Annotated in this window: 27 protein-coding genes; 16 read left to right on the forward strand and 11 right to left on the reverse strand. The window is 66.6% G+C overall.

The window, feature by feature from the left end:
* Positions 1–182: 182 nt before the first annotated feature.
* From FLL57_RS11020 to dprA, 4 genes are all read left to right on the forward strand, one after another.
* On the forward strand, positions 183–1,136 hold the full coding sequence (locus FLL57_RS11020) for an aspartate carbamoyltransferase catalytic subunit (RefSeq protein ID WP_013502029.1): 954 nt from the start codon (positions 183–185) through the stop codon (positions 1,134–1,136).
* Positions 1,137–1,155: 19 nt separating this feature from the next.
* Positions 1,156–2,457, forward strand: coding sequence for a dihydroorotase (locus FLL57_RS11025; protein ID WP_047309158.1), 1,302 nt, complete (start codon positions 1,156–1,158; stop codon positions 2,455–2,457).
* 174 nt (positions 2,458–2,631) lie between these two features.
* A complete protein-coding gene (plsY, locus tag FLL57_RS11030) occupies positions 2,632–3,243 on the forward strand; it encodes a glycerol-3-phosphate 1-O-acyltransferase PlsY (RefSeq protein WP_041807236.1) in 612 nt (203 codons plus the stop codon).
* A 129-nt stretch (positions 3,244–3,372) separates the two neighbouring features.
* On the forward strand, positions 3,373–4,509 hold the full coding sequence (dprA, locus tag FLL57_RS11035; RefSeq protein WP_142882911.1) for a DNA-processing protein DprA: 1,137 nt from the start codon (positions 3,373–3,375) through the stop codon (positions 4,507–4,509).
* Positions 4,510–4,765: 256 nt separating this feature from the next.
* On the opposite strand, the gene FLL57_RS11040 is transcribed toward dprA, so the two are convergent.
* Positions 4,766–4,981, reverse strand: coding sequence for a hypothetical protein (locus FLL57_RS11040; protein WP_047309160.1), 216 nt, complete (start codon positions 4,979–4,981; stop codon positions 4,766–4,768).
* A gap of 245 nt (positions 4,982–5,226) precedes the next feature.
* On the opposite strand from FLL57_RS11040, the gene topA reads away from it, so the two are divergent.
* The 4 genes from topA to FLL57_RS11060 all read left to right on the forward strand — a co-directional run bounded on the left by topA (position 5,227) and on the right by FLL57_RS11060 (position 11,560).
* Positions 5,227–7,959 (forward strand): type I DNA topoisomerase, encoded by a 2,733-nt coding sequence (topA, locus tag FLL57_RS11045; protein ID WP_047309161.1) that lies wholly within the window; start codon positions 5,227–5,229, stop codon positions 7,957–7,959.
* 2 nt (positions 7,960–7,961) lie between these two features.
* Positions 7,962–10,307, forward strand: a complete 2,346-nt coding sequence (rnr, locus tag FLL57_RS11050) for a ribonuclease R (protein ID WP_142882912.1) — start codon at positions 7,962–7,964, stop codon at positions 10,305–10,307.
* Positions 10,307–10,735, forward strand: a complete 429-nt coding sequence (locus FLL57_RS11055; RefSeq protein ID WP_047309163.1) for a DUF983 domain-containing protein — start codon at positions 10,307–10,309, stop codon at positions 10,733–10,735. Before rnr ends, FLL57_RS11055 begins: the two co-directional genes overlap by 1 nt.
* A gap of 69 nt (positions 10,736–10,804) precedes the next feature.
* A complete protein-coding gene (locus FLL57_RS11060; RefSeq protein ID WP_142882913.1) occupies positions 10,805–11,560 on the forward strand; it encodes an NUDIX hydrolase in 756 nt (251 codons plus the stop codon).
* 33 nt (positions 11,561–11,593) lie between these two features.
* Here FLL57_RS11060 and FLL57_RS11065 read toward each other — a convergent pair whose 3' ends face one another.
* Positions 11,594–12,742: an MFS transporter gene (locus tag FLL57_RS11065; protein WP_142884202.1), complete on the reverse strand. Its 1,149-nt coding sequence runs from the start codon at positions 12,740–12,742 to the stop codon at positions 11,594–11,596.
* A gap of 398 nt (positions 12,743–13,140) precedes the next feature.
* Between FLL57_RS11065 and rpmG the strand changes: the two genes are divergently transcribed.
* On the forward strand, positions 13,141–13,308 hold the full coding sequence (gene rpmG, locus FLL57_RS11070; protein ID WP_011158674.1) for a 50S ribosomal protein L33: 168 nt from the start codon (positions 13,141–13,143) through the stop codon (positions 13,306–13,308).
* A 265-nt stretch (positions 13,309–13,573) separates the two neighbouring features.
* Here the strand turns inward: rpmG and FLL57_RS11075 are convergent, their stop codons facing one another.
* The 4 genes from FLL57_RS11075 to FLL57_RS11090 all read right to left on the reverse strand — a co-directional run bounded on the left by FLL57_RS11075 (position 13,574) and on the right by FLL57_RS11090 (position 16,025).
* Positions 13,574–13,843: a helix-turn-helix domain-containing protein gene (locus FLL57_RS11075; RefSeq protein ID WP_349627480.1), complete on the reverse strand. Its 270-nt coding sequence runs from the start codon at positions 13,841–13,843 to the stop codon at positions 13,574–13,576.
* Between the two features lie 186 nt (positions 13,844–14,029).
* On the reverse strand, positions 14,030–14,149 hold the full coding sequence (locus FLL57_RS23545) for a type II toxin-antitoxin system HigB family toxin (RefSeq protein ID WP_235677274.1): 120 nt from the start codon (positions 14,147–14,149) through the stop codon (positions 14,030–14,032).
* Between the two features lie 126 nt (positions 14,150–14,275).
* The gene (locus FLL57_RS11085) at positions 14,276–15,649 is read right to left on the reverse strand and encodes a PleD family two-component system response regulator (RefSeq protein ID WP_013502017.1); all 1,374 of its coding nucleotides are present in this window, start codon (positions 15,647–15,649) and stop codon (positions 14,276–14,278) included.
* A gap of 10 nt (positions 15,650–15,659) precedes the next feature.
* Positions 15,660–16,025 carry a response regulator gene (locus FLL57_RS11090; protein ID WP_011158678.1) on the reverse strand — a complete coding sequence of 122 codons (366 nt, stop codon included), beginning with the start codon at positions 16,023–16,025 and terminating at the stop codon, positions 15,660–15,662.
* Positions 16,026–16,150: 125 nt separating this feature from the next.
* Between FLL57_RS11090 and FLL57_RS11095 the strand changes: the two genes are divergently transcribed.
* A complete protein-coding gene (locus FLL57_RS11095; RefSeq protein ID WP_142882915.1) occupies positions 16,151–16,450 on the forward strand; it encodes a DUF3572 domain-containing protein in 300 nt (99 codons plus the stop codon).
* Positions 16,447–17,742, forward strand: coding sequence for a DNA polymerase IV (locus FLL57_RS11100; RefSeq protein ID WP_142882916.1), 1,296 nt, complete (start codon positions 16,447–16,449; stop codon positions 17,740–17,742). The genes FLL57_RS11095 and FLL57_RS11100 overlap by 4 nt, the downstream gene beginning before the upstream one ends.
* Positions 17,743–17,900: 158 nt before the next feature.
* On the opposite strand, the gene FLL57_RS11105 is transcribed toward FLL57_RS11100, so the two are convergent.
* Complete coding sequence (locus FLL57_RS11105; protein ID WP_013502014.1) at positions 17,901–18,767, reverse strand: cell envelope integrity EipB family protein; 867 nt, start codon at positions 18,765–18,767, stop codon at positions 17,901–17,903.
* A gap of 265 nt (positions 18,768–19,032) precedes the next feature.
* Between FLL57_RS11105 and FLL57_RS11110 the strand changes: the two genes are divergently transcribed.
* The 5 genes from FLL57_RS11110 (at position 19,033) to FLL57_RS11130 (ending at position 23,280) form a co-directional block, all read left to right on the forward strand.
* The gene (locus FLL57_RS11110) at positions 19,033–19,500 is read left to right on the forward strand and encodes a RidA family protein (protein WP_013502013.1); all 468 of its coding nucleotides are present in this window, start codon (positions 19,033–19,035) and stop codon (positions 19,498–19,500) included.
* 15 nt (positions 19,501–19,515) lie between these two features.
* Entirely contained in the window at positions 19,516–20,268 is a 753-nt protein-coding gene (locus FLL57_RS11115) for a glycerophosphodiester phosphodiesterase (RefSeq protein WP_142882917.1), read from the forward strand.
* A gap of 82 nt (positions 20,269–20,350) precedes the next feature.
* Positions 20,351–21,589 (forward strand): GNAT family N-acetyltransferase, encoded by a 1,239-nt coding sequence (locus tag FLL57_RS11120; protein ID WP_142882918.1) that lies wholly within the window; start codon positions 20,351–20,353, stop codon positions 21,587–21,589.
* A 50-nt stretch (positions 21,590–21,639) separates the two neighbouring features.
* Positions 21,640–22,068, forward strand: coding sequence for an HIT family protein (locus FLL57_RS11125; RefSeq protein WP_013502010.1), 429 nt, complete (start codon positions 21,640–21,642; stop codon positions 22,066–22,068).
* A 129-nt stretch (positions 22,069–22,197) separates the two neighbouring features.
* A complete protein-coding gene (locus FLL57_RS11130) occupies positions 22,198–23,280 on the forward strand; it encodes a calcium/sodium antiporter (protein ID WP_047309174.1) in 1,083 nt (360 codons plus the stop codon).
* 50 nt (positions 23,281–23,330) lie between these two features.
* Here FLL57_RS11130 and FLL57_RS11135 read toward each other — a convergent pair whose 3' ends face one another.
* From FLL57_RS11135 to FLL57_RS11150, 4 genes are all read right to left on the reverse strand, one after another.
* Complete coding sequence (locus tag FLL57_RS11135) at positions 23,331–23,792, reverse strand: SAM-dependent methyltransferase (protein WP_142882919.1); 462 nt, start codon at positions 23,790–23,792, stop codon at positions 23,331–23,333.
* Between the two features lie 52 nt (positions 23,793–23,844).
* Positions 23,845–24,189, reverse strand: a complete 345-nt coding sequence (locus FLL57_RS11140) for an AzlD domain-containing protein (RefSeq protein ID WP_142882920.1) — start codon at positions 24,187–24,189, stop codon at positions 23,845–23,847.
* Positions 24,186–24,926 (reverse strand): AzlC family ABC transporter permease, encoded by a 741-nt coding sequence (locus FLL57_RS11145; RefSeq protein WP_047309176.1) that lies wholly within the window; start codon positions 24,924–24,926, stop codon positions 24,186–24,188. Before FLL57_RS11145 ends, FLL57_RS11140 begins: the two co-directional genes overlap by 4 nt.
* Before the next feature lie 94 nt (positions 24,927–25,020).
* Positions 25,021–26,061, reverse strand: coding sequence for a lytic transglycosylase domain-containing protein (locus FLL57_RS11150; RefSeq protein ID WP_142882921.1), 1,041 nt, complete (start codon positions 26,059–26,061; stop codon positions 25,021–25,023).
* Between the last annotated feature and the right edge of the window lies 1 nt (position 26,062).

The following is a 26,062-nucleotide window of genomic DNA, read 5'->3' on the forward strand; positions in this document are numbered from 1 at the left end:
GACTGGGCACGAAGGGCACCGGACCGCTTTACCAGAGCTTACGACTTTCGACCAACCGCACGCCCGTGTGACACGCCGCACGGCCGAAAGGCCGGCTGCTCCACAACGCCGGGGGATTATTCCGCGCCGTGCCCCGATGCCGCTTGCCCGGCTATCCAACTCTCCCTATAGCTCTTGCTTTAATGACCCCCGCCCCAAAATCGACTTTCGTCCTCGGTCACCGGCATCTGCTGGGAATCGAAGGGCTTTCCGCCGCCGACATCACCGGCCTGCTCGACCTCTCCGAGGAGTATGTCGAGCTCAACCGGCAGGTCGACAAGAAGCGCACCTCTTTGCGCGGCCGCACCCAGGTCAATCTGTTCTTCGAGGCCTCGACCCGGACGCAATCGTCATTCGAGATCGCCGGCAAACGCCTCGGCGCCGACGTGATGAACATGAGCGTGTCGTCGTCGTCGATGCGCAAGGGCGAGACCCTGATGGACACCGCGGTGACGCTGAACGCGATGCACCCGGACATCCTGGTGGTCCGGCATCACGCCTCCGGCGCGGTGGAACTGCTGGCCCGCAAGGTCGACGGCTCGGTGATCAACGCCGGCGACGGCGCCCACGAGCATCCGACCCAGGCGCTGCTCGACGCGCTGACGATCCGCCGCAACAAGGGCCGGCTCGAAGGGCTGGTGGTGGCGATCTGCGGTGACGTGATGCATTCGCGCGTCGCCCGCTCCAACATTCTGCTGCTGAACACGATGGGCGCCCGCGTCCGCGTCGTCGCCCCCTCCACGCTGCTGCCGGCCGGAATCGAGCGGCTCGGCGTCGAGGTCGCACGCGACATGCGCGAAGGGCTCGACGGCGCCGACATCGTGATGATGCTGCGGCTGCAGCGCGAGCGCATGAACGGCTCGTTCGTGCCGTCCTCGGCCGAGTACTTCAACTATTTCGGGCTCGACCAGAAGAAGCTGGCCTACGCCAAGCCGGACGCGTTGGTGATGCATCCGGGCCCGATGAACCGCGGCGTCGAGATCGACTCGATCGTCGCCGACGGCGCCCAGTCGGTGATCCGCGAACAAGTCGAAATGGGCGTGGCGGTGCGGATGGCGGTGCTCGAAGCGCTCGCCCGCAACCTGCCGAACGCCTGATGCCGGAACGGGAAACAACATGCTGACCGACCGCCGCCCGATCCTGCTCGCCAACGCCCGCCTGATCGATCCCTCGCGCGACTTCGACGGCATCGGTGACGTGCTGATCGCCGACGGCGTGATCCGCGATGCCCGTCGCGGCATCGGCGCCGCCGGCGTCCCCGAAGGCACCGACATCGTCAACTGCGCCGGCATGGTGGTCGCCCCCGGCCTGATCGACATGCGCGCCTTCGTCGGCGAGCCCGGCGCCAGCCACCGCGAGACCTTTGCGTCCGCCAGCCAAGCCGCGGCCGCCGGCGGCATCACCACCATCGTCTGCCAGCCGAACACCAGCCCGGTGATCGACAATTCGGCGACGGTCGACTTCGTGATGCGCCGCGCCCGCGACACCGCGATCGTCAACATCCACCCGATGGCCGCGATCACCAAGGGCCTCGCCGGCGCCGAAATGACCGAGATCGGCCTGTTGAAGGCCGCCGGCGCGGTGGCGTTCAGCGACGGCGACCTCAGCATCACCAACGCCCAGGTGATGCGCCGGGCGCTGACCTACGCGCGCGATTTCGACGCGCTGATCGTGCATCACACCGAGGATCCCGACCTCGTCGGCGAAGGCGTGATGAACGAGGGCGAGTTCGCCACAAGGCTCGGCCTCGCCGGGATTCCCAACGCCGCCGAAACGGTGATGCTGGAGCGCGACATCCGTCTGGTGATGCTGACCGGAGGACGCTACCACGCCGCGTCGCTGAGCTGCATCGAGTCTCTGGAGATCATGCAGCGCGCCCGTGACCTCGGCCTGCCGGTGTCGGCATCGGTCTCGATCAACCATGTCGCACTGAACGAGAACGACATCGGGCCGTATCGCACCTTCCTGAAGCTGGCGCCGCCGCTACGTACCGAGGCCGACCGCAAGGCGCTGATCGCAGCGCTGGCCTCCGGGCTGATCGACGTGGTGATGTCGGACCACAATCCGCAGGACGTCGAGGTCAAACGCCTGCCGTTCGCCGAGGCAGCCGCCGGCGCGATCGGGCTGGAAACCATGCTGCCGGCCGGTCTGCGGCTGGTCCACGCCGGCGAACTCGATCTGCTGAGCCTGATCCGCGCGATGTCGACCCGACCCGCCGAACTGCTCGGCCTGCCCGGCGGCACGCTGCGCGCCGGCAGCCCGGCCGACCTGATCGTGATCGACCCGGACGTGCCGTGGCTGGTCGATCCGGACGAACTGAAATCGAAGTGCAAGAATACGCCGTTCGACGAAGCGCGGTTCTCCGGCCGGGTGACCCGCACCATCGTCGGCGGCCGGACCGTCTATGAGCATGTGTGAGATTTGAAGGCTGGTTGAGTCAGCCGCTTGAACCAGGCCTTTCGATCCGTCATTGCGAGCGCAGCGAAGCAATCCAGAAATGCCGAGCACGGAACTGGATTGCTTCGTCGCTTCGCTCCTCGCAATGACGGGGAGAGTCTGACTTTATTGCCGCGCTAGAGTGTTTGGAGAGTTGTGATGATCGGGATCTACCTTGGCGCACTGGTGATCGGTTATCTGTTCGGCTCGATCCCGTTCGGCCTGATCCTCACCAAGGTCGCCGGCACCCAGGATCTGCGCTCGATCGGCTCCGGCAATATCGGCGCCACCAACGTGCTGCGCACCGGCCGCAAGGGCCTCGCCGCCGCAACATTGCTGCTCGATGCGCTGAAGGGCACCGCGGCGGTGATCCTCGCCGCCTATCTCGCCGCCGGGACCGACGCGATCGCCGCCAACGCCGCGATGCTGGCGGCCCTCGGCGCCTTCCTCGGCCATCTGTTTCCGGTGTGGCTGAAGTTCAAGGGCGGCAAGGGCGTCGCCGTGTATATCGGCGTGCTGATCGGCCTGTTCTGGCCGGCCGCGGTGGTGTTCTGCCTGATGTGGCTGGCGACCGCCTTCACCTCGCGCTACTCGTCATTGTCGGCGCTGGTCGCGAGCTTCGTCACCCCGATCTTCCTGTGGTGGTTCGGCCACGCCGCCCTCGCCTCACTCTTCGCGGTGCTGACCCTGCTGCTGTTCTGGATGCACCGCGAGAACATCAAGCGGCTGCAGGCCGGCACCGAAGGCAAGATCGGCGAGAAGAAGTAACCGCACGTCCTTGCGAGCAGCCTGATCGCACCCCGCCGACACGACCCGTTCGTGCGCCGCGGCCCACCGCCTTGGTCGGCCTTGTTCACACGCTAAAGTTACGTCACACTCCCGCTCGCGGGGGCGGATGTGGGCGAGCGCGGCAGTGATCCAGGGACGACCGTCCTCACCGAGGCGCAGCGGATCGATTGGCTGCGGCTGATCCGGGCCGACAATGTCGGGCCGCGGACGTTTCGTTCGCTGATCAATCATTTCGGCTCGGCGCGCGTGGCGCTGGAGCGGTTGCCGGAGTTGGCGCGGCGCGGCGGCGCCGCGCGGGCTGGACGCATCCCATCCGAGGACGAAGCGCGGCGCGAGATCGAGAGCGGGCGCCGGATCGGCGTCGAGCTGGTGGCGCCGGGCGAGACCGGCTACCCGCCGCGGCTGGCCACGATCGACGATGCGCCGCCGCTGCTCGGAGTCCACGCCCTGCCCGATGCGCTCGCCGTGATGGCGCGGCCGATGATCGGAATCGTCGGCTCGCGCAACGCCTCGGGCGCCGGACTGAAATTCGCCGGCCAACTCGCCGCCGATCTTGGCGCAAGCGGCTTCGTGGTGATCTCCGGCCTGGCCCGCGGCATCGACCAGGCGGCGCATCGCGCCAGCCTTGCCGGCGGCACCGTTGCGGTGCTGGCCGGCGGCCATGACAAGATCTACCCGGCCGAGCACGAGGATCTGCTGCTGGACATCATTCAGGCGCGCGGCGCCGCGATCTCCGAGATGCCGCTCGGTCACATCCCCCGGGCCAAGGATTTTCCGCGCCGCAACCGGCTGATCTCCGGCGCCGCGGTCGGCGTCGTGGTGATCGAGGCCGCCTATCGCTCCGGCTCGCTGATCACCGCCCGCCGCGCCGCCGATCAGGGCCGCGAGGTGTTCGCCGTCCCGGGATCGCCGCTCGACCCGCGTGCCGCCGGAACCAACGACCTGATCAAGCAGGGCGCGACCCTGATCACATCGGCGTCCGACATTGTCGACGCGGTTGCGTCGATCCTGGAGCGGCCGGTCGAGATGCCGAACCGGGAGCCGGAGCACGCGCCGCCGACCGGGGAGCCGGAGGCAAGCGACCGCAGCCGGATTCTCGGCCTGCTCGGACCGAGCCCCGTCGGAATCGACGATCTGATCCGCCTGTCGGGCATTTCACCCGCCGTGGTGCGCACCGTGCTGCTGGAGCTCGAACTCGCCGGCCGCCTCGAACGCCACGGCGGCTCCCTGGTGTCGCTGAGCTGAGCGCGACCGCGCCCAAAAAAGCCAACGGCCCGAAGCGATGACACTTCGAGCCATTGTCCAGGAGCGGACGTACATCCGGCCCGCCCCGACGTTCGAATCGTGAACTGGTTCGGTTAATTAGACGTTAATCGTCACCACCTCATGACAACGGCAGCCGCCTGTCAGTGCCGGCCGTCCTTGCCGCTGCCTGCAGCTCACCCAGAACATGAGGATATCGAGAGGAATCCAATCGGATGAGAGCCTTGAAGGAACCTGTTCACTCGCTGGTGGAATTGCGCCGGCGGCGCACGATGTCCTTGGCTTCCATCCGCGCCATATCGAGAAGGTAACAAAGTACATCGAGACGGTGCGCTCGGGCGACCTGAATCAGTTGCCCGGTCGCCTCCGACAGGTATTGGGCCGCTTCGACCGGCCCGCCATCTCCCGGGCGGGCGTAGCGGGAGTTTCCGTGGCTCTCGGACGGCGGCGACATCGGGCACCATTCCTAGACAGATTGGAACTCTCCGATAAGGAGAGAGACTCAATCATATACACGTATAGGTTGTGCAGCTCTAGGTTTATGTTTCGTGAATTTCAGTTCTGAGTGGGTCTGATTTCGGCCTAGTTGCCCGATCGGCGATTTGACAGCGCCCCTGTCACCACCCATGTTCCGGGCAATCCGGCCGGCGCGAGTCTCGCAGACCGGCCTTTTTCTCTTCATTATGATGCTTGGATGCGATGAACCTCGTCATTGTCGAGTCGCCCGCGAAGGCCAAGACGATCAACAAATATCTCGGCTCGTCCTATGAGGTTCTGGCCTCGTTCGGGCACGTGCGCGACTTGCCGGCGAAGAACGGATCGGTCGACCCGGATGCCGACTTCCAGATGATCTGGGAGGTCGACCCGAAAGCCGCGAGCCGTCTCAACGACATCGCCAAGGCTCTGAAGAATGCGGACAAGCTGATCCTCGCCACCGACCCTGATCGCGAGGGCGAGGCGATCTCCTGGCACGTGCTGGAGGTGATGAAGCAGAAACGTGCGCTGAAGGACCAACAGGTCGAGCGCGTGGTGTTCAACGCCATCACCAAGCAGTCGGTCACGGATGCGATGAAGCACCCGCGCCAGATCGACGGCGCCCTGGTCGACGCCTATATGGCGCGCCGGGCGCTCGACTATCTGGTCGGCTTTACCCTCTCCCCGGTGCTGTGGCGCAAGCTTCCCGGCGCCCGCTCCGCCGGCCGGGTGCAATCGGTGGCGCTGCGGCTAGTGTGCGACCGCGAGACGGAAATTGAGAAATTCGTCCCCCGCGAGTACTGGTCGCTGATCGCCACTCTGGCGACGCCGCGGGGCGATACCTTCGAGGCGCGGCTGGTCGGCGCCGATGGCAAGAAGATCCAGCGGCTCGACATCGGCACCGGCGCCGAGGCCGAGGACTTCAAGAAGGCAATCGAGGCGGCGAATTTCCGCGTCGCCACCGTCGAAGCCAAGCCGGCACGCCGCAACCCCTACGCGCCCTTCACCACCTCGACGCTGCAGCAGGAAGCCAGCCGCAAGCTCGGCTTCGCCCCGGCCCACACCATGCGGGTGGCGCAGCGGCTGTACGAAGGCGTCGACATCGGCGGCGAGACGGTCGGTCTCATCACTTATATGCGTACCGACGGCGTGCAGATCGATCCGTCCGCCATCACCCAGGCGCGCAAGGTGATCGCCGAGGATTTCGGCAACGCCTATGTGCCGGAGGCGCCGCGGCAATACACCGCCAAGGCCAAGAACGCGCAGGAAGCCCACGAAGCGATCCGCCCGACCGACCTGTCGCGGCGGCCGTCCGACGTCAGCCGCAACCTCGATTCCGACCAGGCCCGGCTGTACGAGCTGATCTGGATCCGCACCGTCGCCAGCCAGATGGAATCCGCCGAGCTGGAGCGCACCACCGTCGATATCGAGGCGAAAGCCGGGCCGCGCGTGCTGGAACTGCGCGCCACCGGCCAGGTGGTGAAGTTCGACGGCTTCCTCGCCGCCTATCAGGAAGGCCGCGACGACGACTCCGAGGACGAGGATTCCCGCCGGCTGCCGCCGATGAGCGAGAACGAGGCGCTGAAGCGCGAGGCGCTCGCCGTCACCCAGCATTTCACCGAGCCGCCGCCGCGGTTCTCCGAAGCCTCGCTGGTGAAGCGGATGGAAGAGCTCGGCATCGGCCGGCCCTCGACCTACGCCTCGATTCTGCAGGTGCTGAAAGATCGCGGCTACGTCCGGCTGGAGAAGAAGCGGCTGCACGGCGAGGACAAGGGCCGCGTCGTGGTCGCGTTCCTGGAGAGCTTCTTCACCCGCTACGTCGAATACGACTTCACCGCCGGCCTCGAGGAAGACCTCGACCGCATCTCCAACAATGAAGTGTCCTGGAAACAGGTGCTGAGCGACTTCTGGCGCGACTTCATCGGCGCGGTCGACGAGATCAAGGATCTGCGCGTCGCCCAGGTGCTCGACGTGCTCGACGAGATGCTCGGGCCGCACATCTATCCGGCGCGCGAGGACGGCGGCGATCCGCGGCAGTGCCCGAGCTGCGGCACCGGCAAGCTCAACCTGAAGGCCGGCAAGTTCGGCGCCTTCGTCGGCTGCTCGAACTATCCGGAATGCCGCTACACCCGGCCGCTCGCCTCCGACAGCGCCGGCGATGCCGACCGCGTGCTCGGCACCGATCCCGACAGCGGCCTCGAGGTCGCGGTGAAGTCCGGCAGGTTCGGCCCCTACATCCAGCTCGGCGAGGCCAAGGATTACGGCGAAGGCGAAAAGCCGAAGCGGGCCGGCATTCCGAAGGGCACCTCGCCGTCCGATGTCGATCTCGAAATGGCGCTCAAGCTGCTGGCGCTGCCGCGCGAAGTCGGCAAGCATCCGGAGACCGGGCAGCCGATCAAGGCCGGCATCGGCCGGTTCGGCCCCTATGTCCAGCACGAGAAGACCTATGCCAGCCTCGAAGCCGGCGACGACGTCCACACCATCGGTCTCAACCGCGCGGTGACGCTGATCGCCGAGAAGGTGGCCAAGGGCCCGAGCAAGGGCCGGTTCGGTTCCGATCCCGGCAAGGCGCTCGGCGACCATCCGAGCCTCGGCGCGGTCGCGGTGAAGAAGGGCCGCTACGGTGCCTACGTCACCGCCGGCGGCGTCAACGCCACGATCCCGAACGACAAGACCGAAGACACCATCACCCTGCCCGAAGCGATCGCGCTGCTCGACGAGCGCGCCGCCAAGGGCGGCGGCAAGGCCAAGAAGAAGGCCCCCGCCAAGAAGGCGGCGACCAAGAAAGCCGACGGCGACGCCAAGCCGGCCAAGAAGGCCGCCGCCAAGAAGGCCAAGCCGAAGGCTGAGAGCGCCGCCGCCAGCAAGGCGCGCGCACCGGTCGCGGCCAAGACGGCGGCGAAGAAGGCCGCCAAGCCCAAAGACGCGGTCAAGAGCAGCGCCGCCAAGAACGGATAGATGTGAGCAAACCGCGCGACGCGAAGTTTCCGGACAAGGCCACCCTCCTCGCCTTCATCCGCGCCCACCCCGGCAAGATCGGCACCCGGGAGATCGCGCGCGAATACGGCCTGAAGAACGCCGATCGCGCCGAACTGAAGCGAATGCTGCGCGAGCTCGCCGACGGCGGCAGCATCCGCAAGAGCGGCCGCCGCAAGGTCTCGGAGCCGGCGACGCTGCCCCCGACCTTGCTGGCCGACATCGTCTCGCGCGACGCCGACGGCGAACTGATCGCCACGCCGTCCGAATGGGACGAGCAGGACGGCGACGCGCCGAAGATCCGCATCCACACGCCGCGCCGGATCAAGCCGGGCACCGCGGCCGGCGTCGGTGATCGCGCACTGCTGCATGTCGAGACTGCCGATCCGCGCGAGGGTGGTCCCGCTTATGTCGGCCGCGTCATCCGTGTGCTGGAGCGCGGCAAGGCGCGGATCCTCGGCATCTTCCGCGCGCTGCCGCAGGGCGGCGGCCGGATGGTGCCGGTCGACAAGAAACAGGCCGGCCGCGAACTCAACATCGCGGCGCACGATGCCGGCGGCGCGCAGGATGGCGATCTCGTCAGTGTCGATCTGATCCGCACCCGCGGCTATGGCCTCGCCTCCGGCCGCGTCAAGGAACGGCTCGGCTCGCTCGCCAGCGAAAAAGCGATCAGCCTGATCGCGATCCACACCCACGATATCCCGCAGGAATTCTCCACCTCCGCGATCCGCGAGTCCGAAGCCGCGGAGCCGGCGACGCTGAAGGGCCGCGAAGACTGGCGCGACCTGCCGCTGGTGACGATCGATCCGCCGGACGCCAAGGATCACGACGACGCGGTCCATGCCGAGCCGGACCCCGACCCCAACAACAAAGGCGGCGTTATCCTGCATGTCGCGATCGCAGACGTCGCCTACTACGTGCGGCCCGGCTCGGCGCTCGATCGCGATGCGCTGCGCCGCGGCAATTCGGTGTACTTTCCCGATCGCGTCGTGCCGATGCTGCCGGAGCGGATCTCCAACGACCTGTGCTCGCTGAAACCGGGTGAGCCCCGCGGCGCCCTCGCGGTCCGCATGGTGATCGACGCGCAGGGGCGCAAGCGCTCGCATTCGTTCCACCGCATGCTGATGCGCTCGGCCGCGAAGCTGAGCTACGCGCAGGCGCAGGCGGCGATCGACGGCAAGCCCGACGACGTCACCGGCCCGCTGCTCGAAACCATCCTGAAGCCGTTGTACGACGCCTATGCGGTGGTCAAGCGCGGCCGCGACGAGCGCGATCCGCTCGACCTCGATCTGCCCGAGCGCAAGATCATCCTGAAGCCGGACGGCACCGTCGACCGCGTGATCGTGCCGGAGCGGCTCGATGCGCACCGGCTGATCGAGGAGTTCATGATCCTCGCCAACGTCGCAGCCGCCGAGATGCTGGAGAAGAAGGCGCTGCCGCTGATCTACCGGGTGCACGACGAACCCAGCGTCGAGAAGGTCCACAACCTCGTCGACTTCTTGAAGACGCTGGATATGTCGTTCGCCAAAGGCGGCGCGCTGCGGCCGGCGCAGTTCAACCGCATCCTGGCGATGGTCAAAGGCGAGGACTCCGAGCCGCTGGTCAACGAGGTGGTGCTGCGCTCGCAGGCGCAGGCCGAATATGCGGCCGAAAACTACGGCCATTTCGGCCTGAACTTGCGCCGCTACGCGCATTTCACCTCGCCGATCCGGCGCTACGCCGACCTCGTCGTGCACCGCGCGCTGATCCGCGCGCTCGATCTCGGCGACGGCGCGCTGCCGCCGAGCGAGACCACCGAGACGCTGGCGGAAGTCGCCGCGCAAATCTCGCTCACCGAGCGCCGCGCGATGAAAGCCGAGCGCGAGACCGTCGACCGGCTGATCGCGCATCACCTCGCCGACCGGATCGGCGCCACGTTCCAGGGCCGCGTCTCCGGCGTCACCAAGGCCGGGCTGTTCGTCAAGCTGAGCGACACCGGCGCCGACGGGCTGATTCCGATCCGCTCGCTCGGCGACGAGTATTTCAACTACGACGAAACCCGCCACGCGCTCATCGGCTCGCGCAGCGGGGCCATGCACCGGCTGGGGGATGTGGTCGACGTCAAGCTGGTGGAAGCTGCGCCGGTGGCCGGCGCGCTGCGGTTCGAGCTGGTGAGCAATGCCAACGTCGAATTCACGCACCGCAAGACTGGACGCAAGACCAAGGGGACAAGCAAGGCCAAGCTGAAAACCGAGAGCGGCAAGCCGGCCCGCGCCAAGCCCGGACGGGCGAAAGCGCGGAAAGCAGCCAAGCCGAAACAAAAAACCAAGTCCGGGAGAGGAAAACGCTGATGACCACGCTGTCACGCGAGCCGATCGTCTGGCCTCCGCAATCTGCGCCGTCGCAGCAGCGCAACGTCTGGCAGGCGATGTGGCGCGGTTTCCGCGGCCGCTGCCCGAACTGCGGCGAAGGCCGGATGTTCCGCGCGTTCCTCAAGACCGCCGACCGCTGCGACCAATGCGGCCAGGATTTCACCGGGCACCGCGCCGACGACCTCCCCGCTTATCTGGTGATCGTTATCGTCGGCCATGTCGTGGTGCCGCTCGCGCTGTCGATCGAGACCCATTACGCGCCGCCGGTGATGCTTCAGCTCGCGATCTACCTGCCTTTCACCCTGCTGGCTTCGCTGCTATTGCTGCAACCGGTCAAAGGCGCCGTCGTCGGATTGCAATGGGCATTCCGGATGCACGGCTTCGACGAAACCAACCCCGATCACTGACGGCGCGATTGCCACGCGGCGGCACAACGACAAACAACAACATCAACAAGAAACGACAACGGGAGCGACATGACCGAATCCGCCACACGGACCGAGCCGAAGGTCGAGCAGGATCACCAGGAAGCCAGCCACCACCCGTATTTCCGCCCCAAGGACGCAGCGACGCTGATCCTGGTCGATCGCAGCGCCTCGACGCCGAAAGTGCTGGTCGGCAAGCGCCACGACAACGTGGTGTTCATGCCCGGCAAGTTCGTGTTTCCCGGCGGCCGCGTCGACAAGAGCGACGTCCGCGTCCCGGTCGCGGCGCCGATCCCGCCCGAGCTGGAAGCCAATCTGCTGAAGGGCAGCCCGAAGACTACGCCTTCTCGCGCCCGCGCCCTTGCGATCGCGGCGATCCGCGAAGCCTGCGAGGAGACCGGACTGTGCCTCGGCTGCAGGACCGAGGCCAAAGCGACACTGGCCGGCCCGTGGCAGCCGTTCGCCGAAGCCGGCCTGCTGCCCGATCCCTCCGGCCTGTTCCTGATCGCGCGCGCCATCACCCCGCCCGGCCGGATCAAGCGGTTCGACACCCGGTTCTTCACCGCCGATGCCTCGGCGATCGCGCACCGCGTCGACGGTGTGGTGCATGCCGATGCCGAGCTGGTCGAGTTGGTGTGGGTCGAGCTCGGCTCCAAGCCGCTCGCCGATCTGCATCCGATGACCAAGAACGTGCTCGGCGAACTCGATCGCCGGCTTGCCACCGGTCCGCTGCGCCACGATGCCGCGCTGCCGTTCTTCCACTTCTACGGCGGCAAGATGCAGAAGGACATGCTGCCGGGCGGCTGAGCGCCCGGCCTGCATCTCACCAGCACACTCGCACTAACGGCGCGACCACCGTGCCGTTAGTTCCAGCAGCAAGGCAATCGCCGCCAACCCGCCGCCGTAGAGGCTCACCACCGTCCAGCCGCCGTGCGCCCAGGCGAAGGCGGCACCGGCCGAGCCGATCGATCCGCCGATGAACACTCCGGTCATGAACACGGTGTTGAGCCGGTTTCGCGCCTCCGGCGCCAGCGCGTAGACGATGTGCTGGTTGGAGATCAGCGCGCCCTGCAGGCCGAAATCCAGCACCACCACGCCGATCAGCAGTCCGGCGATGCTTCCCGAAAGTCCGAACAGCCCCCACGACGCCAGCACCAGCGCTGCGCCGATCGCGATCACCGGTCCAGGTCCGCGTCGATCGGCGATCCGGCCGGAGATCGGCGCCGCCAGTACGCCGACCACACCGACCAGGCCGAACAGGCCCGCGGCTTCAGCGCCGAGTCCGAAGTGCGGCTCCTGCAGATGCAGCGCCAGCACGGTCCAGAACACGCTGAAGGAGGCGAACAGTGCGGCCTGCACCGCGGTTGCGCGCCGCAGATCCGGCTGCTGGCGCCACAGCGACGCCAGCGATTTCAACGCGGCGCCATAGCCGATATCGAGGTGGCCGTGATGGCGAGGCAGCAGCCACGCCATCAGCGCCGCGGCGGCGAGCGCCGCCGGGACCGCCAGCCAGAACATCTCGCGCCAACCGAGATGACCGGCGACGAAGCCTGCCACGGTCCGGCTCAGCAGGATGCCGCACAACAGCCCCGCCATCACCAACCCGATCGTCTTGCCACGCCGCTCCGGCGCCGCCAGCGCGGCGGCGAACGGCACCACCTGCTGCGCCACGGTGGCGCAGGCGCCGAGCGCCAGCGACGCGGCGATGATCAGCCAGGCCGACGGCGCCAGCGCCACCAGCGCGGCCGCGACAGCCAGCAGCACGAACTGGCCGGCGATCAGCCGCCGCCGGTCGGTCAGATCGCCGAGCGGCACCAGCAGGAACAGGCCGACCGCATAGCCGAGCTGGGTTGCGGTCGGAATCATCCCGGTCAGCGCCGGGCTGCCGAGATCGCGCTCGATCACCCCGAGCATCGGCTGGTTGTAATAGATGTTGGCGACGCCGATGCCGGCGGCCGCGGCCATCGCCAGCGTCAACCCGGCGCTCATTGCTGGGGCCGGCACCGCCGCCCCCCCGCCGGGGCCGGGCTTCGGCGGTGGTTCGGGTCGAGAATCTCCGCAACGCGCAGGGCCGGCTCGCTGGCGGTCATCTGGGGCCTTTCGTGACAGAATCGGGAGCGGGCTTCCGAACATGGGTCGCAACGACCCGAAATCGAGGTCGCGCTCGGGAAGATCTGCGATGCGCAGATCGCCGTCTTGTCGGATTGGCGTGGATTTTGGCTGGTTTGGGTGCCAATTTCCGGGCTCGACAGCGATTTCGCCTCTCCCGCGCGGCAATACCGGCCGAGAACCTTGACTTTCAGGCATTCGCGGCTAGTTTGCCGGCCAAACGCGGGTCCTGACGTTCGACCTCGCCTGTTTATTCCCAAATTTCGAGGTTTGAGACCATGGCCAAGGCGGTCACCATCAAGATCAAGCTCGTGTCGACGGCCGACACCGGGTTCTATTACGTGACGAAGAAGAACTCGCGCACCATGACCGACAAGATGGTCAAGAAGAAGTACGATCCGGTCGCGCGCAAGCACGTCGAGTTCAAGGAAGCCAAGATCAAGTAAGCCGCTCGCGGCCTACTCACGGCATTCCTTCCGCGGGGCCTTCGGGCCCCGTTTCTATTTTGGGCGATGATCGGCAGCCTTCGCTCCGCCCACAGACGTCATCGCCCGCGCAGGCGGGCGCCCCAGTATCCCAGAGCGCCCGGGATCAAACACAGAAGCCGCGGCGTACTGGATCCCCGCCTGCGCGGGGATGACGACCGTGCGGATCGTGAGGTCGTGCAAATTGCCTCGGCTACGCCGCCGCCGCGACCATGCCGATCGCTGCTCAGGCGGCACGTTCGGTCTTGTATGGTCGCACCAGCAGGTCGGCAGGGATCTTCCACGCCTCTGCGATCTTGCGGATCATCTCGACGGTGAGCGCGCGACGACGCGACAGCACCTCGGACGCTCGCGACCGCGAGCCGAGAAGTTCGGCCAACTCAGTCTGCGTATGTCCGAGTTCGTCGATGGCGTATTGCAATACATCGACCGGGTCCTGATCTTCGCCAATCGCGATCGGCCACCGTTTCGCTTCATAAAGCTCGACCAGCGCCAACAGGACGTCGAGCCTGTCGCCCTCTTCCGACCCTTCCGGCGCCCCCCAGCAAGCCTCGATCGCAGCCAGTGCGGCGCGGTGATCCTCGTCAGTCCGGATCGGGCGAAGGTCCACAGCGATCTCCTCAGAATTTCGACACAGTCAACGCATCGATCCGATCGAATTCGGCGTGCGTCCCGATGAACTTCACAAACGCGACTGACGACGAAAATCGAACGCGGCCACCAATCGAAAATTGCCGCCAGCGATCTCGAATCTGACGCGCTCGCTATTGAGCACCTTCGCCCTCGGTGCTGCCTTTTGCACATCGCCGGTCGAGGTCCAGTTCGCAGCCTTGACCAAGGCGTACCAACGCTCGACGGACGGTGCGAGCGATCGGACGCATGATCGTAGACAGCATGTTCCCAATTCGGGAACAACAGGAAGCGCTACTTACGCGGCCGCCGCGACCACGCGGTTGCGGCCATCGTGCTTGGCGCGATACAGCGCGGTGTCGGCGCGTTTCAGCAGGTCGGGGATCGGCTCGCCCTTGCGCTCCAGCGTCGACAGCCCGATCGAAATCGTGACTTCGATGCGTCGGGTGCCCTTCTCGACCGCGAACGGCTCGCCGGCGATGGCGCGGCGCAGCCGCTCGGCCACCATCTGGGCGACGTGCAGATCGGTCTCCGGCATCACGATCACGAACTCCTCGCCGCCGTAACGGCAAGCGAGATCGATGCCGCGGATCGACTTCTTGATCCTCAGCGCGAACTCGCGCAGCACGTCGTCGCCGGCATCGTGGCCGTAGCTGTCGTTGATCGACTTGAAAAAGTCGATGTCGAGGATCATCAGCGCCAGCGGCTTGCCGCGCGCGCTCGCCTGCTCCGCCAGTGTCGCCAGATGGCTTTCCATGTAGCGCCGGTTGTGCAGCCCGGTGAGGCCGTCGGTGATCGCCATCTCGATCGAATGCTGCACGTTGTCGCGCAGATGATCGGTGTAACGGCGGCGCCGGATCTGGGTCCGCGCCCGCGCCATCAATTCGTTCTTGTCGACCGGCCGCAGCAGATAATCATTGACGCCGATTTCGAGCCCGCGCAGCAGCCGCGCGTTGTTTTCGGCATCGGCGATGGCGAGGATCGGCACGTGCCGGGTGCGCTCCAGCGAGCGCGCCTGGCTGCACAGCCGGAGCCCGTCGAAATTCTCCAGCCCGAGCGACACGATCAGCAGGTCGTAATTGCCTTCTGCAGCGTGGAACAGCGCCTCCGACGGATTGGTCTCGACGTCGACGTCGTGCTCGGCGCTGAGCAGCGGCGCAAGCCGTTCGTAGGACGACGGCCGGTCGTCGACCAGCAGGATGCGGCCGCCCTTCCCTTGATCCGCGACCGCTTCACGCTCAGGCGCCTGCATGCCGATTTCGAGCGAGGTGATCGCCCGCATCCGCAGTTCGTCGGTCATCATCTTCAGCCGGGTCAGCGATCGCACCCGCGCGATCAGCACGACGTCGGACACCGGCTTGGTGAGGAAATCGTCGGCGCCGGCCTCGAGGCCGCGCACCCGATCGGCCGGGCTGTCGAGCGCCGTCACCATTACCACCGGGATGAAATGCGTCTTGGGGTTCGCCTTCAGCCGGCGACAGACTTCGAAGCCGTCCATGTCCGGCATCATCACGTCGAGCAGCACGATGTCGCATTCGGCGCGCTGGCAGATCTCCAGCGCCTCGACGCCGTTCGACGCGGTGATGACGTCGAAATATTCCGCCGACAGCCGGTCTTCGAGCAGCTTGACGTTCGCCGGAATGTCGTCGACCACCAAGATACGCGCTGACACGATGCTACTCCTAGCCGATGAACCGCCGGACGGTCTCGATGAACTTGCCGACCGAGATCGGCTTGGACAAATAGGCTTCGCAACCGCCTTCGCGGATTCGCTCCTCGTCGCCCTTCATCGCGAAGGCCGTGACGGCTACCACCGGAATGTGACGGAGTTCGGCATCGTCCTTGATCCAGCGGGTGACTTCCAGCCCGGACACCTGGGGCAACTGGATGTCCATCAGGATCAGGTCGGGGCGCAGCTTACGAACCAGGTCGAGGGCTTCGTATCCGTTGCTCGTTCCCGCCGTCTGGTAGCCATGGGCCTCCAGCAGGTCGCGAAAGAGCTTCATATTGAGCTCGTTGTCTTCGACGATCAGGACGGTTTTCGCCATCCCGCCCTCCACTACTCACACTAAAATGCCCGGGCCGGCGGCCCGCGATCGTTCGACAAGCCGCAAGACTCGGGCATGATTGAATAAAATAGAGACGAGAAGTTACGGAAAGGCAAACACAACCGATGCGAAAGCGTCTTCAAGATCCCCGCCAAGCGGCTGAAATCGTGGCGATTCAAGCGCTGTCCTTCATTGCCGGAGATCCCGAGCGACTCGGCCTGTTTCTGGCCGAGACCGGGATCGGCCCGGAGACGCTGCGCAGTTCCGCCGCCGATCCGCAGTTCCTGATCAGCGTGCTGAACTTCGTGCTGCGCGAGGATGCCACTGCCAAAGCCTTCGCCGACTCGGTCCACCTCCACCCCACCAACGTCGCAGCAGCGCTCCAGGTCCTCGAGGACAAGCCGTGGGAGCGCGACACGCCGTGAGCGGCGGCGAACCGGGCACGCGGAACACGCCCGGCTTCTGCCGGGATTGCCTCGCCGACCAGCGCGCCGAGGCACGACGCTGCACGGCCTGCGGGTCGCCGCGCCTCGTCCGGCACCGGTCGCTGGGGGCGTTGTCGCTCGCCCACATCGATTGCGACGCGTTCTACGCGACGGTGGAGAAGCGCGACAATCCGGAGCTGGCCGACAAGCCGGTGATCGTCGGCGGCGGCAAGCGCGGCGTGGTGTCGGCCGCCTGCTACATCGCCCGCACCTTCGGGGTGCGCTCGGCGATGCCGATGTTCAAGGCGCTGGCGCTGTGCCCATCGGCGGCGGTGGTGCGACCCGACATGGCGAAGTATGTCCGGGTCGGACGCGAGGTGCGGCAGGCGATGCGGGCGCTGACGCCGCTGGTCGAGCCGCTGTCGATCGACGAGGCGTTCCTCGATCTGGCCGGCACCGAGCGGATGCACGGCATGATCCCCGCCAAGGTGCTGGCGAAATTCGCTCGCGAGGTCGAGCGCGACATCGGCGTCACGGTGTCGGTCGGACTGTCGTGCAACAAGTTCCTGGCCAAGATCGCCTCCGATCTCGACAAGCCGCGCGGCTTCGCCGCACTCGATCAGGACGAGGCCCGCGAGATGCTGGCGCCGCGGCCGGTCGGCTTCATCTTCGGCGTCGGCCCGGCGACGGCATCGCGGCTGGCAAGCCGCGGATTCCGAATCATCGCCGACCTGCAGCGCGCCGACGAGATCGAGATGATGCGGCAGTTCGGCGACGAAGGCCGGCGGCTGTGGCGGCTGGCGCGCGGCATCGACGAACGCAAGGTGGTGCCCGATCGCGGCGCCAAATCGATTTCCAACGAGACCACCTTCGAGGACGACATTCGTGACCAGGCGACGCTGGAGAAGATCCTGTGGCGGCTGTCGGAAAAGGTGTCGGCCCGGCTGAAGAGCGCCGCCCTCTCGGGCTCGACCATCACATTGAAGCTGAAGACCGCCGACTTCCGCCAGCGCACTCGGGCGCAGACGATCCATGCCCCGACCCAGATGGCGAACCGGATCTTCTCGGTGTCGCGCGAGATGCTGAGCAAGGAAATCGACGGCACCGCGTTCCGGCTGATCGGAACCGGGGTCAGCGCCCTCACCGAACAGACCGGGCCGATTGAGGACGACATGCTCGATCGCCGCTCCGCTCACGCCGAACGCGCGATCGATGATCTGCGCAAGAAATTCGGCGACGCCGCCGTGATCCGCGGCATCGCGTTCGATCGGGTGCAGAAGCCGCAGGGCTGACAGCGGTCAATCCGACCGGCTCATTGTTGCGCGCGCAGCGAAGCAAATCCAGGAGCGCTGCGTGCTCATCAACGAATTGCTTCGTCGCGGAGCCTTTGCCCGGACGGCGCAAAGCGCCGATCCGGGTGCTCCTCGCCATGACGAACCGCGAGGCCTTGCTACTTACACGGCTTGCTCGCCTTGACCTCGAGCTTGCCCATCGCGCCGGCGAGCACAAAGTCGTTGTAGTCGAGCACCAGCGAGCGCGACACGCCGTTCTCGTAGAGTTCGAACGACATCGCGTACACCGGCGTCTGTTCGCCGGCATTGGCCTTGGCGTCGCGATCGTAATAGCTCACCGTCACCGGCCAGCGGGTCATCGCCTTCATCGCCTCGTCGTTGATCGACGGGTCGGGCGAAGCGGCTGCGCCGTCGCCTTTGATCGGCTGTCCGATCACCGTCAAGGTGTTGTACACCTTCTCGCCGTTGTCCGAGCCGTCGTAGACCGACAGGTTCAGCAGCGACTTGCCGGCGCGCGCGGCTTCGATGATGCGTTCGATCTGCTCGGTCGGAAAAACCGTGGCGCCGTCGAGCTGGAATGTCTTCTGCACCGGCTGCTTCAGCTTCACCGTAATGTGGTCACCGGTGCGCTCGGCGATGCCGTCGACGTCGCTCTCCTTGGAGTCGTCCATCCGGGTGCCGATCTTGAACCGATAGCTCTTGCCGGCGGCGTCCTCCCAGCTCGACGAACGCAGGTCGCTCAGCGTGTTCTTGCCCTCGCCGCTTTCGATCTCCGACACCTGGCGAAAATCCGAGGTGTAGCCTTCGCAGGCATTGCCCGAGAAGTTGTACAGGATGCGACCGCGTACCGTACTGACCGAGGCGTTGTTGCGGGTTTTCAGAAGGCTGAGATCGTACAGCGCCTGATGCGGCAGAAAGTTGATCGCCGGACCGGCAACCGCCGCCGATCCGGTGGAGATGGCGAGCGCTGCCACGATTGCGAGCAGTCCCCGGCTCGATCGCGTCGTCTGTCGTGACACGGGCATGTCGTCTCCCTGAGAGCGGTCCGATTAGAATAGGTGGCGGCCGAAGTGGCCGCAACGTCTGCGACTTTCTGGACCATCGGATTGCGGTGAAATAACGGAGCGATTGCCGTGATGCGCGATCGAACGGAACCGGCCCCTGCAGGTCTCGCAAGGCCGGACGGCGCCAGCCGGCGTCGCGGCTTACTTGCAACAGGGGCCGCAATCGGCCAAACAGGACCGCCCGGCGGCACGCGCCGGCGAAACGCGAAAAGCAATGGGGATCGGCATGACCGGGGTGATCGAGCAGAAACTGACCGCGCAGGGCATCGTGTTGCACGAGCCGGCGAGCCCGGTCGCCAACTACGTCGGCTTCGTCCGCACCGGCAATCTGCTGGTGGTATCGGGGCAGGTCTGCTTCGACGCCGAAGGCAAGCTGGTCGCCAAGGGCAAACTCGGTGCCGACGTCTCGATCGAACAGGGCAACGCTGCCGCGCGGGCCTGCGCGATCAATCTGCTGGCGCAGCTCAAGGCCGCGCTCGGCGATCTCGACAAGGTGGTGCGCGTGGTGCGGCTCGGCGGCTTCATCAACTCGACGCCGGATTTCGTCGACGGACCCAAGGTGATGAACGGCGCCTCCGACCTGATGGTCGCCGCCTTCGGCGACAAGGGCCGCCACGCCCGCACCACGGTCGGCGTCGCTTCGCTGCCGGCCGATGCGGCGGTCGAGGTCGAGGGCCTGTTCGAAGTCGCCTGATCAGGAAGCACTGCGATGCGCGCGCCCGACTGGCTGACCGCCCGACCGGTCGCGCATCGCGGCCTGCACGACCGTGCCCGCGGCATCGTCGAGAACATGCCCGGTGCGATCGACGCGGCGATCGCCGCAAACTTCAGCATCGAGGTGGACATTCAACTCACCGCAGACGGTGAAGCGATGGTCCACCACGACGACGATCTCGGCCGGCTGACCGACGGCGACGGCGCCCTGCTCCGGATGACCGCCGCGCAGCTCCGGCAGGTGCCGTTCAAGGACACGCCCGAGCGGATGATGTCGGTCGGCGAGCTGTGCGATCTCGTCGCCGGCCGCGTGGCGCTGGTGATCGAGCTGAAGAGCCATTTCGACGGCGACCGCAAGCTCGTGCGCCGGCTGCTTCAGGTGCTGGACAGCTACAACGGACCGGTCGCGGCGATGTCGTTCGATCCCGACCAGGTGCTGGCGCTGCGCCAACTCGCGCCCAAGCTGACGCGCGGCATCACCGCCGAGCGCAGCTACGACGACGCCTATTGGGCCGGGCTCGGCGAGGCGCAGCGCGACTCCATGGTGGCTCTGAAGCATGGGCTCAAAACCCAGCCGCATTTCGTCGCCTATCGGGTCGACGACCTCCCTGCTCCGGCGCCGTGGATCGCGCGCAATCTGTTCGGCTGCACGCTGCTGAGCTGGACGGTGCGTACGCCGGAGCAGCGCGCGCGCGCCGCTCGCCACGCCGACCAGATGATCTTCGAGGGCTTTGTTCCGCAAACGTGACCGCGGCCGGTCTTGAAGCGCGATCGGGAAATGCCCAATCTGTTGCCATGATCGCCTGCGCTTGCATTGTTGGTTCGGCCGTTTGACGGGCTCGTCGGACATCACGCTCGAAGCCGTGCCGTCGGTGGATGCAGTCGCCGCCGCCGAATGGGACGCCTGCGCGCGTTCCGGCGTCCTCGTCCCTGATCCGACCCCGGCCGGCGCTCTCGGCAGCGACTGCACCGCCGCGAGAGCCGCGTACAATCCCTTCCTCAGCCATGCGTTCTTCGCCGCGCTCGAACAATCGCGGTCGGCGAGTGCCCGCACCGGCTGGGGACCACGGCATCTGATCGCCCGGCAGGATGGTGAAATCGTCGGCATCGTGCCGTGCTATCTGAAAGCGCACTCGCAGGGCGAGTACGTGTTCGACCGCGGCTGGGCCGACGCCTATGAGCGCGCTGGCGGCAGCTACTATCCGAAGCTGCAGGTCTCGGTGCCGTTCACCCCCGCGACCGGGCCGCGGCTGCTGATCCGCGGCGGCACCGATCCGGCGCGCATCGGAGGCGCGCTGGCGAACGGGCTGATGGCGCTGTGCGATCTCAGCCAAGCGTCGTCGGTGCACGTCACCTTCGCGCGCGAAAGCGAATGGCGCTTCCTCGCCGAACGCGGCTTCCTGCAACGCACCGATCAGCAATTTCACTGGCACAATGCCGGCTATGCCGGCTTCGACGATTTCCTGACGACGCTGAACTCACGGCATCGCAAGGCGATCAAACGAGAACGGCGCGACGCGGTGGGAAGCGGCATCACCATCCACCACCTCACCGGCGCCGACATCACCGAAGACGCCTGGGACGCGTTCTTCTCCTTCTACATGGAGACCGGCTCGCGGAAATGGGGTCGGCCGTACCTGAATAGGGAGTTCTATTCCCTGATCGGCCAGAGCATGAGCCAGGACGTGCTGCTGGTAATGGCCAAGCGCAACGGCCGCTGGATCGCCGGCGCGATCAACTTCATCGGCGGCGACACGCTGTTCGGTCGGCACTGGGGCGCGATCGAGCATCACCCGTTTCTGCATTTCGAGGTCTGCTACTATCAGGCGATCGATTTCGCGATCACCCGCGGCCTCGCCGTGGTCGAGGCCGGCGCGCAGGGCGAACACAAGATCGCGCGTGGCTATCTGCCGCAGACCACCTACTCGGCGCATTTCATCGCAGACCCGGCGCTGCGCCGGGCGATCGCCGACTATCTGAGACGTGAGCGGATGGTCGTCGACGAGATGGGACGCGAACTGGCCGAAGCCGCTCCGTTCAAAAAAGGTAACCTCACCGATCCAGCTTGACCGGCCCGTGCACGGCGGACGACAATCGCGCCGCCAAGTCCGGAGCAACCATGACCGCTTACGATTCAGAGAATATTTTCGCCAAGATCCTGCGCGGCGAAATCCCGTGTCACAAAATCTACGAAGACGATCATGTCTTCGCATTCCTCGACATCATGCCGCGTTCGACCGGCCACACGCTGGTGATTCCGAAGGCACCGGCTCGCAATATTCTCGATATCACGTCCGAAGATTTCGCCCATGTGGCGCGCGGCGCCCACAAGATCGCCCACGCGGCGATGAAGGCGTTCAAGGCCGACGGCATCGTGGTGCAGCAGTTCAGCGAGCCGGCCGCCGGCCAGGTCGTCTATCATCTGCACATGCATGTGATGCCGCGCCACGACGGCGTGCCGCTGCTGCCGCCGGCCTCGCGCAAGGAAGAACCCGCCGTACTCGAGCAACATGCCGCACAACTGAAGGCGGCGCTCGCCCAGGGCTAGGCTCCGGCCATCCCTCCGACCTGCCTGTGATGCCTGAGCAACCGGAACGCCCGACGTCCGTTGCAGGCTGGAAGCTGACGACGGAGATCGGCCGCCGCGACGGCGCCATCCGCGAACGAGGCAACAGAGATGATCGCGCTGGTCAGTTTTGTGTCGGGACTGGTCGCCCTCGTCGTCGGCGCTGAACTCCTGGTTCGCGGCGCCTCGAAACTGGCGCTGTCGTTCGGGATCTCGCCGCTGGTGGTCGGGCTGACCGTGGTGGCGTTCGGCACGGGATCGCCGGAACTGGCGGTCGCGATTCAAGCGGCGATGGCCAACCAGGCCGATATTACCGTCGGCAACGTGGTCGGCAGCAACATCTTCAATGTGCTGTTCATTCTCGGCCTGTCGGCGCTGATCACGCCGCTGATCATCAATCGGCAGTTGATCCGCCAGGAAGTCCCGATCATGGTCGGGACGTCCCTGCTGGTCGCCGCGCTGGCCTGGGACGGCACGATGTCCCGCCTCGACGGATTGATCCTGGTCTGCCTGCTGGCGGTCTATACGGGCTTTCTGATCGTGCAGAGCCGGCGCCAGGAGGCCGGCTCTGATGCTCCCGAGCCGGCGACGGAGGACTCGGGGCCAGGTTGGGATTCGAAGCTGCCGGTGCAGATCGCGCTGATCGTCGTCGGTTTAGTCATGCTGGTCTTCGGCGCGACCTGGCTGGTCGATGCGGCGATCACGTTCGCAAGGCTGTTCGGCGTCAGCGAGATGGTGATCGGCCTGACCATCGTCGCGGCCGGCACCTCGCTGCCGGAGGTCGCGACCTCGATCATGGCGGCGGTCCGCGGCCAGCGCGACATTGCCGTCGGCAATGTGGTCGGCAGCAATATCTTCAATCTACTCGGCGTGCTCGGCGTGTCCGCCGCCGTGCTGCCGGGCGGGCTCTCGATCGCGCCGGCGATGATGGCGTTCGATATCCCGGTGATGATCGCGGTGGCGATCGCCTGCCTGCCGATCTTCTTCACCGGCAACCTGATCGCCCGGTGGGAAGGCGCGCTGTTTCTGGCGCTGTATGTCGGCTATACCGTCTATCTGGTGATGGCCGCTCAGCAGCACGATGCGTTGTCGACCTACAGCCTCGTGCTCGGGACCATCGTTCTTCCACTCTGCGCGCTGACCGTCGCAGTCATCGCCTGGCGCGAGTGGCACGCCGGACGGCAAACGCGTTGACCAACGCCGGAGAGCTGGATCGCAGCGTTCACGCTGCGCCGCCGGTCCTGTTACTTCGTCATCGAATGCACGCAGCGGTCGGGCTTCAGGTCGATCAGCGGCGTGCCGTCGAGGCAGTCGAGGCCGCGCACCAGCACGGTCGCACCCTCGATCCCGACCACGGCCACCGAGGAAATTCCGATCGGATTCGGCCGCAGCGGCGAGCGCAGCGCGAACGTGCCGCGCGGGCCGTCGATGCCGTGACCGCGCTGGATCACCAGATCGCGGCGCGACAGATGCAGCCAGTACACCACCTGCGCCTGAGCAAACTTGTCGAGTCCCTGCAGCGCCTGGGTCCACGGCTCGAAGATCTCCAGCCGGCACACCGGCCCGTCGGGAGTACCCTGCCGCGGCGTCTCGCCGCGCGAGGTCCAGGGCGTGCGGATGCGGCCGATGAAGATCAGGCCGGCATCGGTCGGCGGCGGCGCCTCGACCACAACCTCGCCTTCACGGATCTCGCCCCTGTCGGTCATCATCATTCGCCTTCTGCCTGACGGCCCGGTGTAGCGCGAAACCCGTCCGGTTTCACCGCCACCAAAGTTGGCCAAGCAGCAGCACCACCTCGCCTGCCACCACGCCGGCGAAGATCGAGCGACGCGCCACCAGAAACACCGCGAAGCCGGCCGCAACCGATCCGTAGCGCAACAGTGGCGACACGCTGGCGAGCGCACCAGGCGGCACGAACAGGATCTGGGCGATCACGCCGGCGAGGATCGCGGTGGCGACCGCCCGGACCCAGATCAGCAGTTCGGAGCCTTCGTCGATGCCGCCGCCGAGCCACAGTCCGAGCATCCGCCAGACTTCGTTCGGCAGCACGCCGGCCAGCACCAGCACCAGCAGCGCCTGCCAATCGCCGATGAAATCGCTCATGCCCGCCTCCGCCGCCGCAGCCGGTGGACGCCGTAGGCGATGGTGCCGGCAGAGACGCCGCTGATCAGCACGTCGACGCCGGTGTGCAGCAGCGCCACCAGCGGAAACAGCGCGAGCCCGAGTACCAGCGCGACGACATCGGCGAGTTCGCGGCAGTTGCGCGCGGTCGACAACAGAAACGCCAGCGGCGTCAGCAGCAGGATCGCGGCGCCGAACGATCGTGGCAGGTTGGCCGCCAGCAGAAAACCGATCACATTGGCGATCAGGCACACCGCGATCAGTCCGGTGCCGAGCCCGTTGGCGAAGGCAATCCGCCGCTCGCGCGGCACCTGCGGCAGCAGACGGAAACATTCCACCCACATCGTCACCGCGACGAAATGCGCCGGCAGCACGAGCTGGCGCAACTTGGTTGTCGGCGTCTTCAGCATCGGCAGCACCGACACCACCATCGGAAACAGCCGGATCGCGCTCACCGTCACCGCAATCGCCGCCTGCACCGGTGTCGCCCCCGAGCCGAGCGAGGAGATCAGGATGATCTGCGCCGGACCGGCCCACACCAGCACGGTGCTGAGCAGCACCCAGCCGAGGCTGAATTGGCTGTCGTGCGCGAGCGCGCCGATCCCGATGAAGGTGGCGAACAGCACCAGCGTCAGCACCGTGGTGCCGGCGGCAATCAGGCCGCGCAGGAACGCGCGCAGCGGTGTCTGCCATTGCGGAGAATCGAGTGGCGGCGGCACGAACAGATTCCAGAACGGGTGAAGCGGCGGCGCATAACGGGCGGGAAACGCCAGACGGTCAAGGCCCGTTGCCGCGGCTCTGTTCTGCTGAACGCTATCCGGGCCTGCCGCGATTGCGCAGCACCAGACAGGCCTGCCCCGCTCTCCGGATCTGCCTGCACAGATCGTCGGCCTCGGCGCGCGTGTCGGCGCCGATCCGCACCTGATAGAACGGCCGGGTGCCGCGGCTGCGGAACACCGCGCTCAACAACGTCGGGTCGCGCTCACCGATCACACCGCTCAGCCGCGTCATCGCCCGCGCATAGCTCGCCAGCGCGCGGCTGCGATTGAAGCCGGCGGCAAGCTGCACGCCCCACGGCCGATCGGCGCCGAGCTTCACGCGCTGTTCGAGCTCGGCAACGAACGGATTCGGCGCCCGTGTCAGAAGCGCCATCAGGGTGCGGCAGTCGGCGTCCGTTTTGGTCTCCGGCAGCTTCGCCGCCCGTCCCGCCTTTGCCCAGTCCTCGACCGAACTGCCGGTGATCGCAAACACGTAGTCCCTCGTCTGCAACGGCATGCCGCCGGTGCCGGCGAGCCACTCCTGCACCCGCCGCGGGCCGGCGTTGTAGGCGGCCGCAGCGAGGCCGAGATTGCCGAACTGATCGCGGAGCTCCTTGAGGAATTCGGCCGACTTCGGCAGCGCCTGCACCGGATCGAACGGATCGAGCAGCCGGCGTTCGCTGGCGGTGCCGGGCATGAACTGCGCGATGCCTTGCGCGCGCTTGCCGCTCCGCGTCACGGGTCCGACGGCATCGGGCTGAAACCGGCTCTCCTGCCAGATCACCCGGGCGAAAAACTCCAGCGGCAAGTCGTGCGCCTTGGTGGCGGACTCGATCATCAGGCAGATCGACTCGCGGGTGCCGGGATCGGTCGGCTTGTCCGCTTTGTCCTGCGGCTGCCCGGCAGGCTTCGCTTCGTCGGCGCGAGCGGGCATCTTCGTCTCTGTCGCAGCTCCGGTCTCGGCGGGCGCGGATGCAGCCGGAGCGGATCGATCCGGCTGGACCGCCGGCGTCTCCTCGGCACGCGCCGCTGCCAGCCCGAGCAGAGCGATGCCGCAGACGACTGCGACATGGTCGCTCCATCGCCTCCCGGTCATC

This window comes from Rhodopseudomonas palustris (assembly GCF_007005445.1).
GTDB classification, from domain to species: domain Bacteria; phylum Pseudomonadota; class Alphaproteobacteria; order Rhizobiales; family Xanthobacteraceae; genus Rhodopseudomonas; species Rhodopseudomonas palustris_G.

Bases quoted from the DNA above. Each gene is read 5' to 3' on its own strand.
- FLL57_RS11115 (WP_142882917.1), top strand. From the start codon at position 19,516: ATGCGCGCGCCCGACTGGCTGACCGCCCGACCGGTCGCGCATCGCGGC.
- FLL57_RS11150 (WP_142882921.1), bottom strand. From the start codon at position 26,061: ATGACCGGGAGGCGATGGAGCGACCATGTCGCAGTCGTCTGCGGCATC.
- topA (WP_047309161.1), top strand. From the start codon at position 5,227: ATGAACCTCGTCATTGTCGAGTCGCCCGCGAAGGCCAAGACGATCAAC.
- FLL57_RS11125 (WP_013502010.1), top strand. From the start codon at position 21,640: ATGACCGCTTACGATTCAGAGAATATTTTCGCCAAGATCCTGCGCGGC.
- FLL57_RS11065 (WP_142884202.1), bottom strand. From the start codon at position 12,742: ATGAGCGCCGGGTTGACGCTGGCGATGGCCGCGGCCGCCGGCATCGGC.
- FLL57_RS11060 (WP_142882913.1), top strand. From the start codon at position 10,805: ATGACCGAATCCGCCACACGGACCGAGCCGAAGGTCGAGCAGGATCAC.
- FLL57_RS11140 (WP_142882920.1), bottom strand. From the start codon at position 24,189: ATGAGCGATTTCATCGGCGATTGGCAGGCGCTGCTGGTGCTGGTGCTG.
- FLL57_RS11105 (WP_013502014.1), bottom strand. From the start codon at position 18,767: ATGCCCGTGTCACGACAGACGACGCGATCGAGCCGGGGACTGCTCGCA.
- FLL57_RS11055 (WP_047309163.1), top strand. From the start codon at position 10,307: ATGACCACGCTGTCACGCGAGCCGATCGTCTGGCCTCCGCAATCTGCG.
- FLL57_RS11095 (WP_142882915.1), top strand. From the start codon at position 16,151: ATGCGAAAGCGTCTTCAAGATCCCCGCCAAGCGGCTGAAATCGTGGCG.
- FLL57_RS11130 (WP_047309174.1), top strand. From the start codon at position 22,198: ATGATCGCGCTGGTCAGTTTTGTGTCGGGACTGGTCGCCCTCGTCGTC.
- FLL57_RS11135 (WP_142882919.1), bottom strand. From the start codon at position 23,792: ATGACCGACAGGGGCGAGATCCGTGAAGGCGAGGTTGTGGTCGAGGCG.
- FLL57_RS11040 (WP_047309160.1), bottom strand. From the start codon at position 4,981: ATGTCGCCGCCGTCCGAGAGCCACGGAAACTCCCGCTACGCCCGCCCG.
- FLL57_RS11110 (WP_013502013.1), top strand. From the start codon at position 19,033: ATGACCGGGGTGATCGAGCAGAAACTGACCGCGCAGGGCATCGTGTTG.
- FLL57_RS11020 (WP_013502029.1), top strand. From the start codon at position 183: ATGACCCCCGCCCCAAAATCGACTTTCGTCCTCGGTCACCGGCATCTG.
- FLL57_RS11025 (WP_047309158.1), top strand. From the start codon at position 1,156: ATGCTGACCGACCGCCGCCCGATCCTGCTCGCCAACGCCCGCCTGATC.
- rpmG (WP_011158674.1), top strand. From the start codon at position 13,141: ATGGCCAAGGCGGTCACCATCAAGATCAAGCTCGTGTCGACGGCCGAC.
- FLL57_RS11090 (WP_011158678.1), bottom strand. From the start codon at position 16,025: ATGGCGAAAACCGTCCTGATCGTCGAAGACAACGAGCTCAATATGAAG.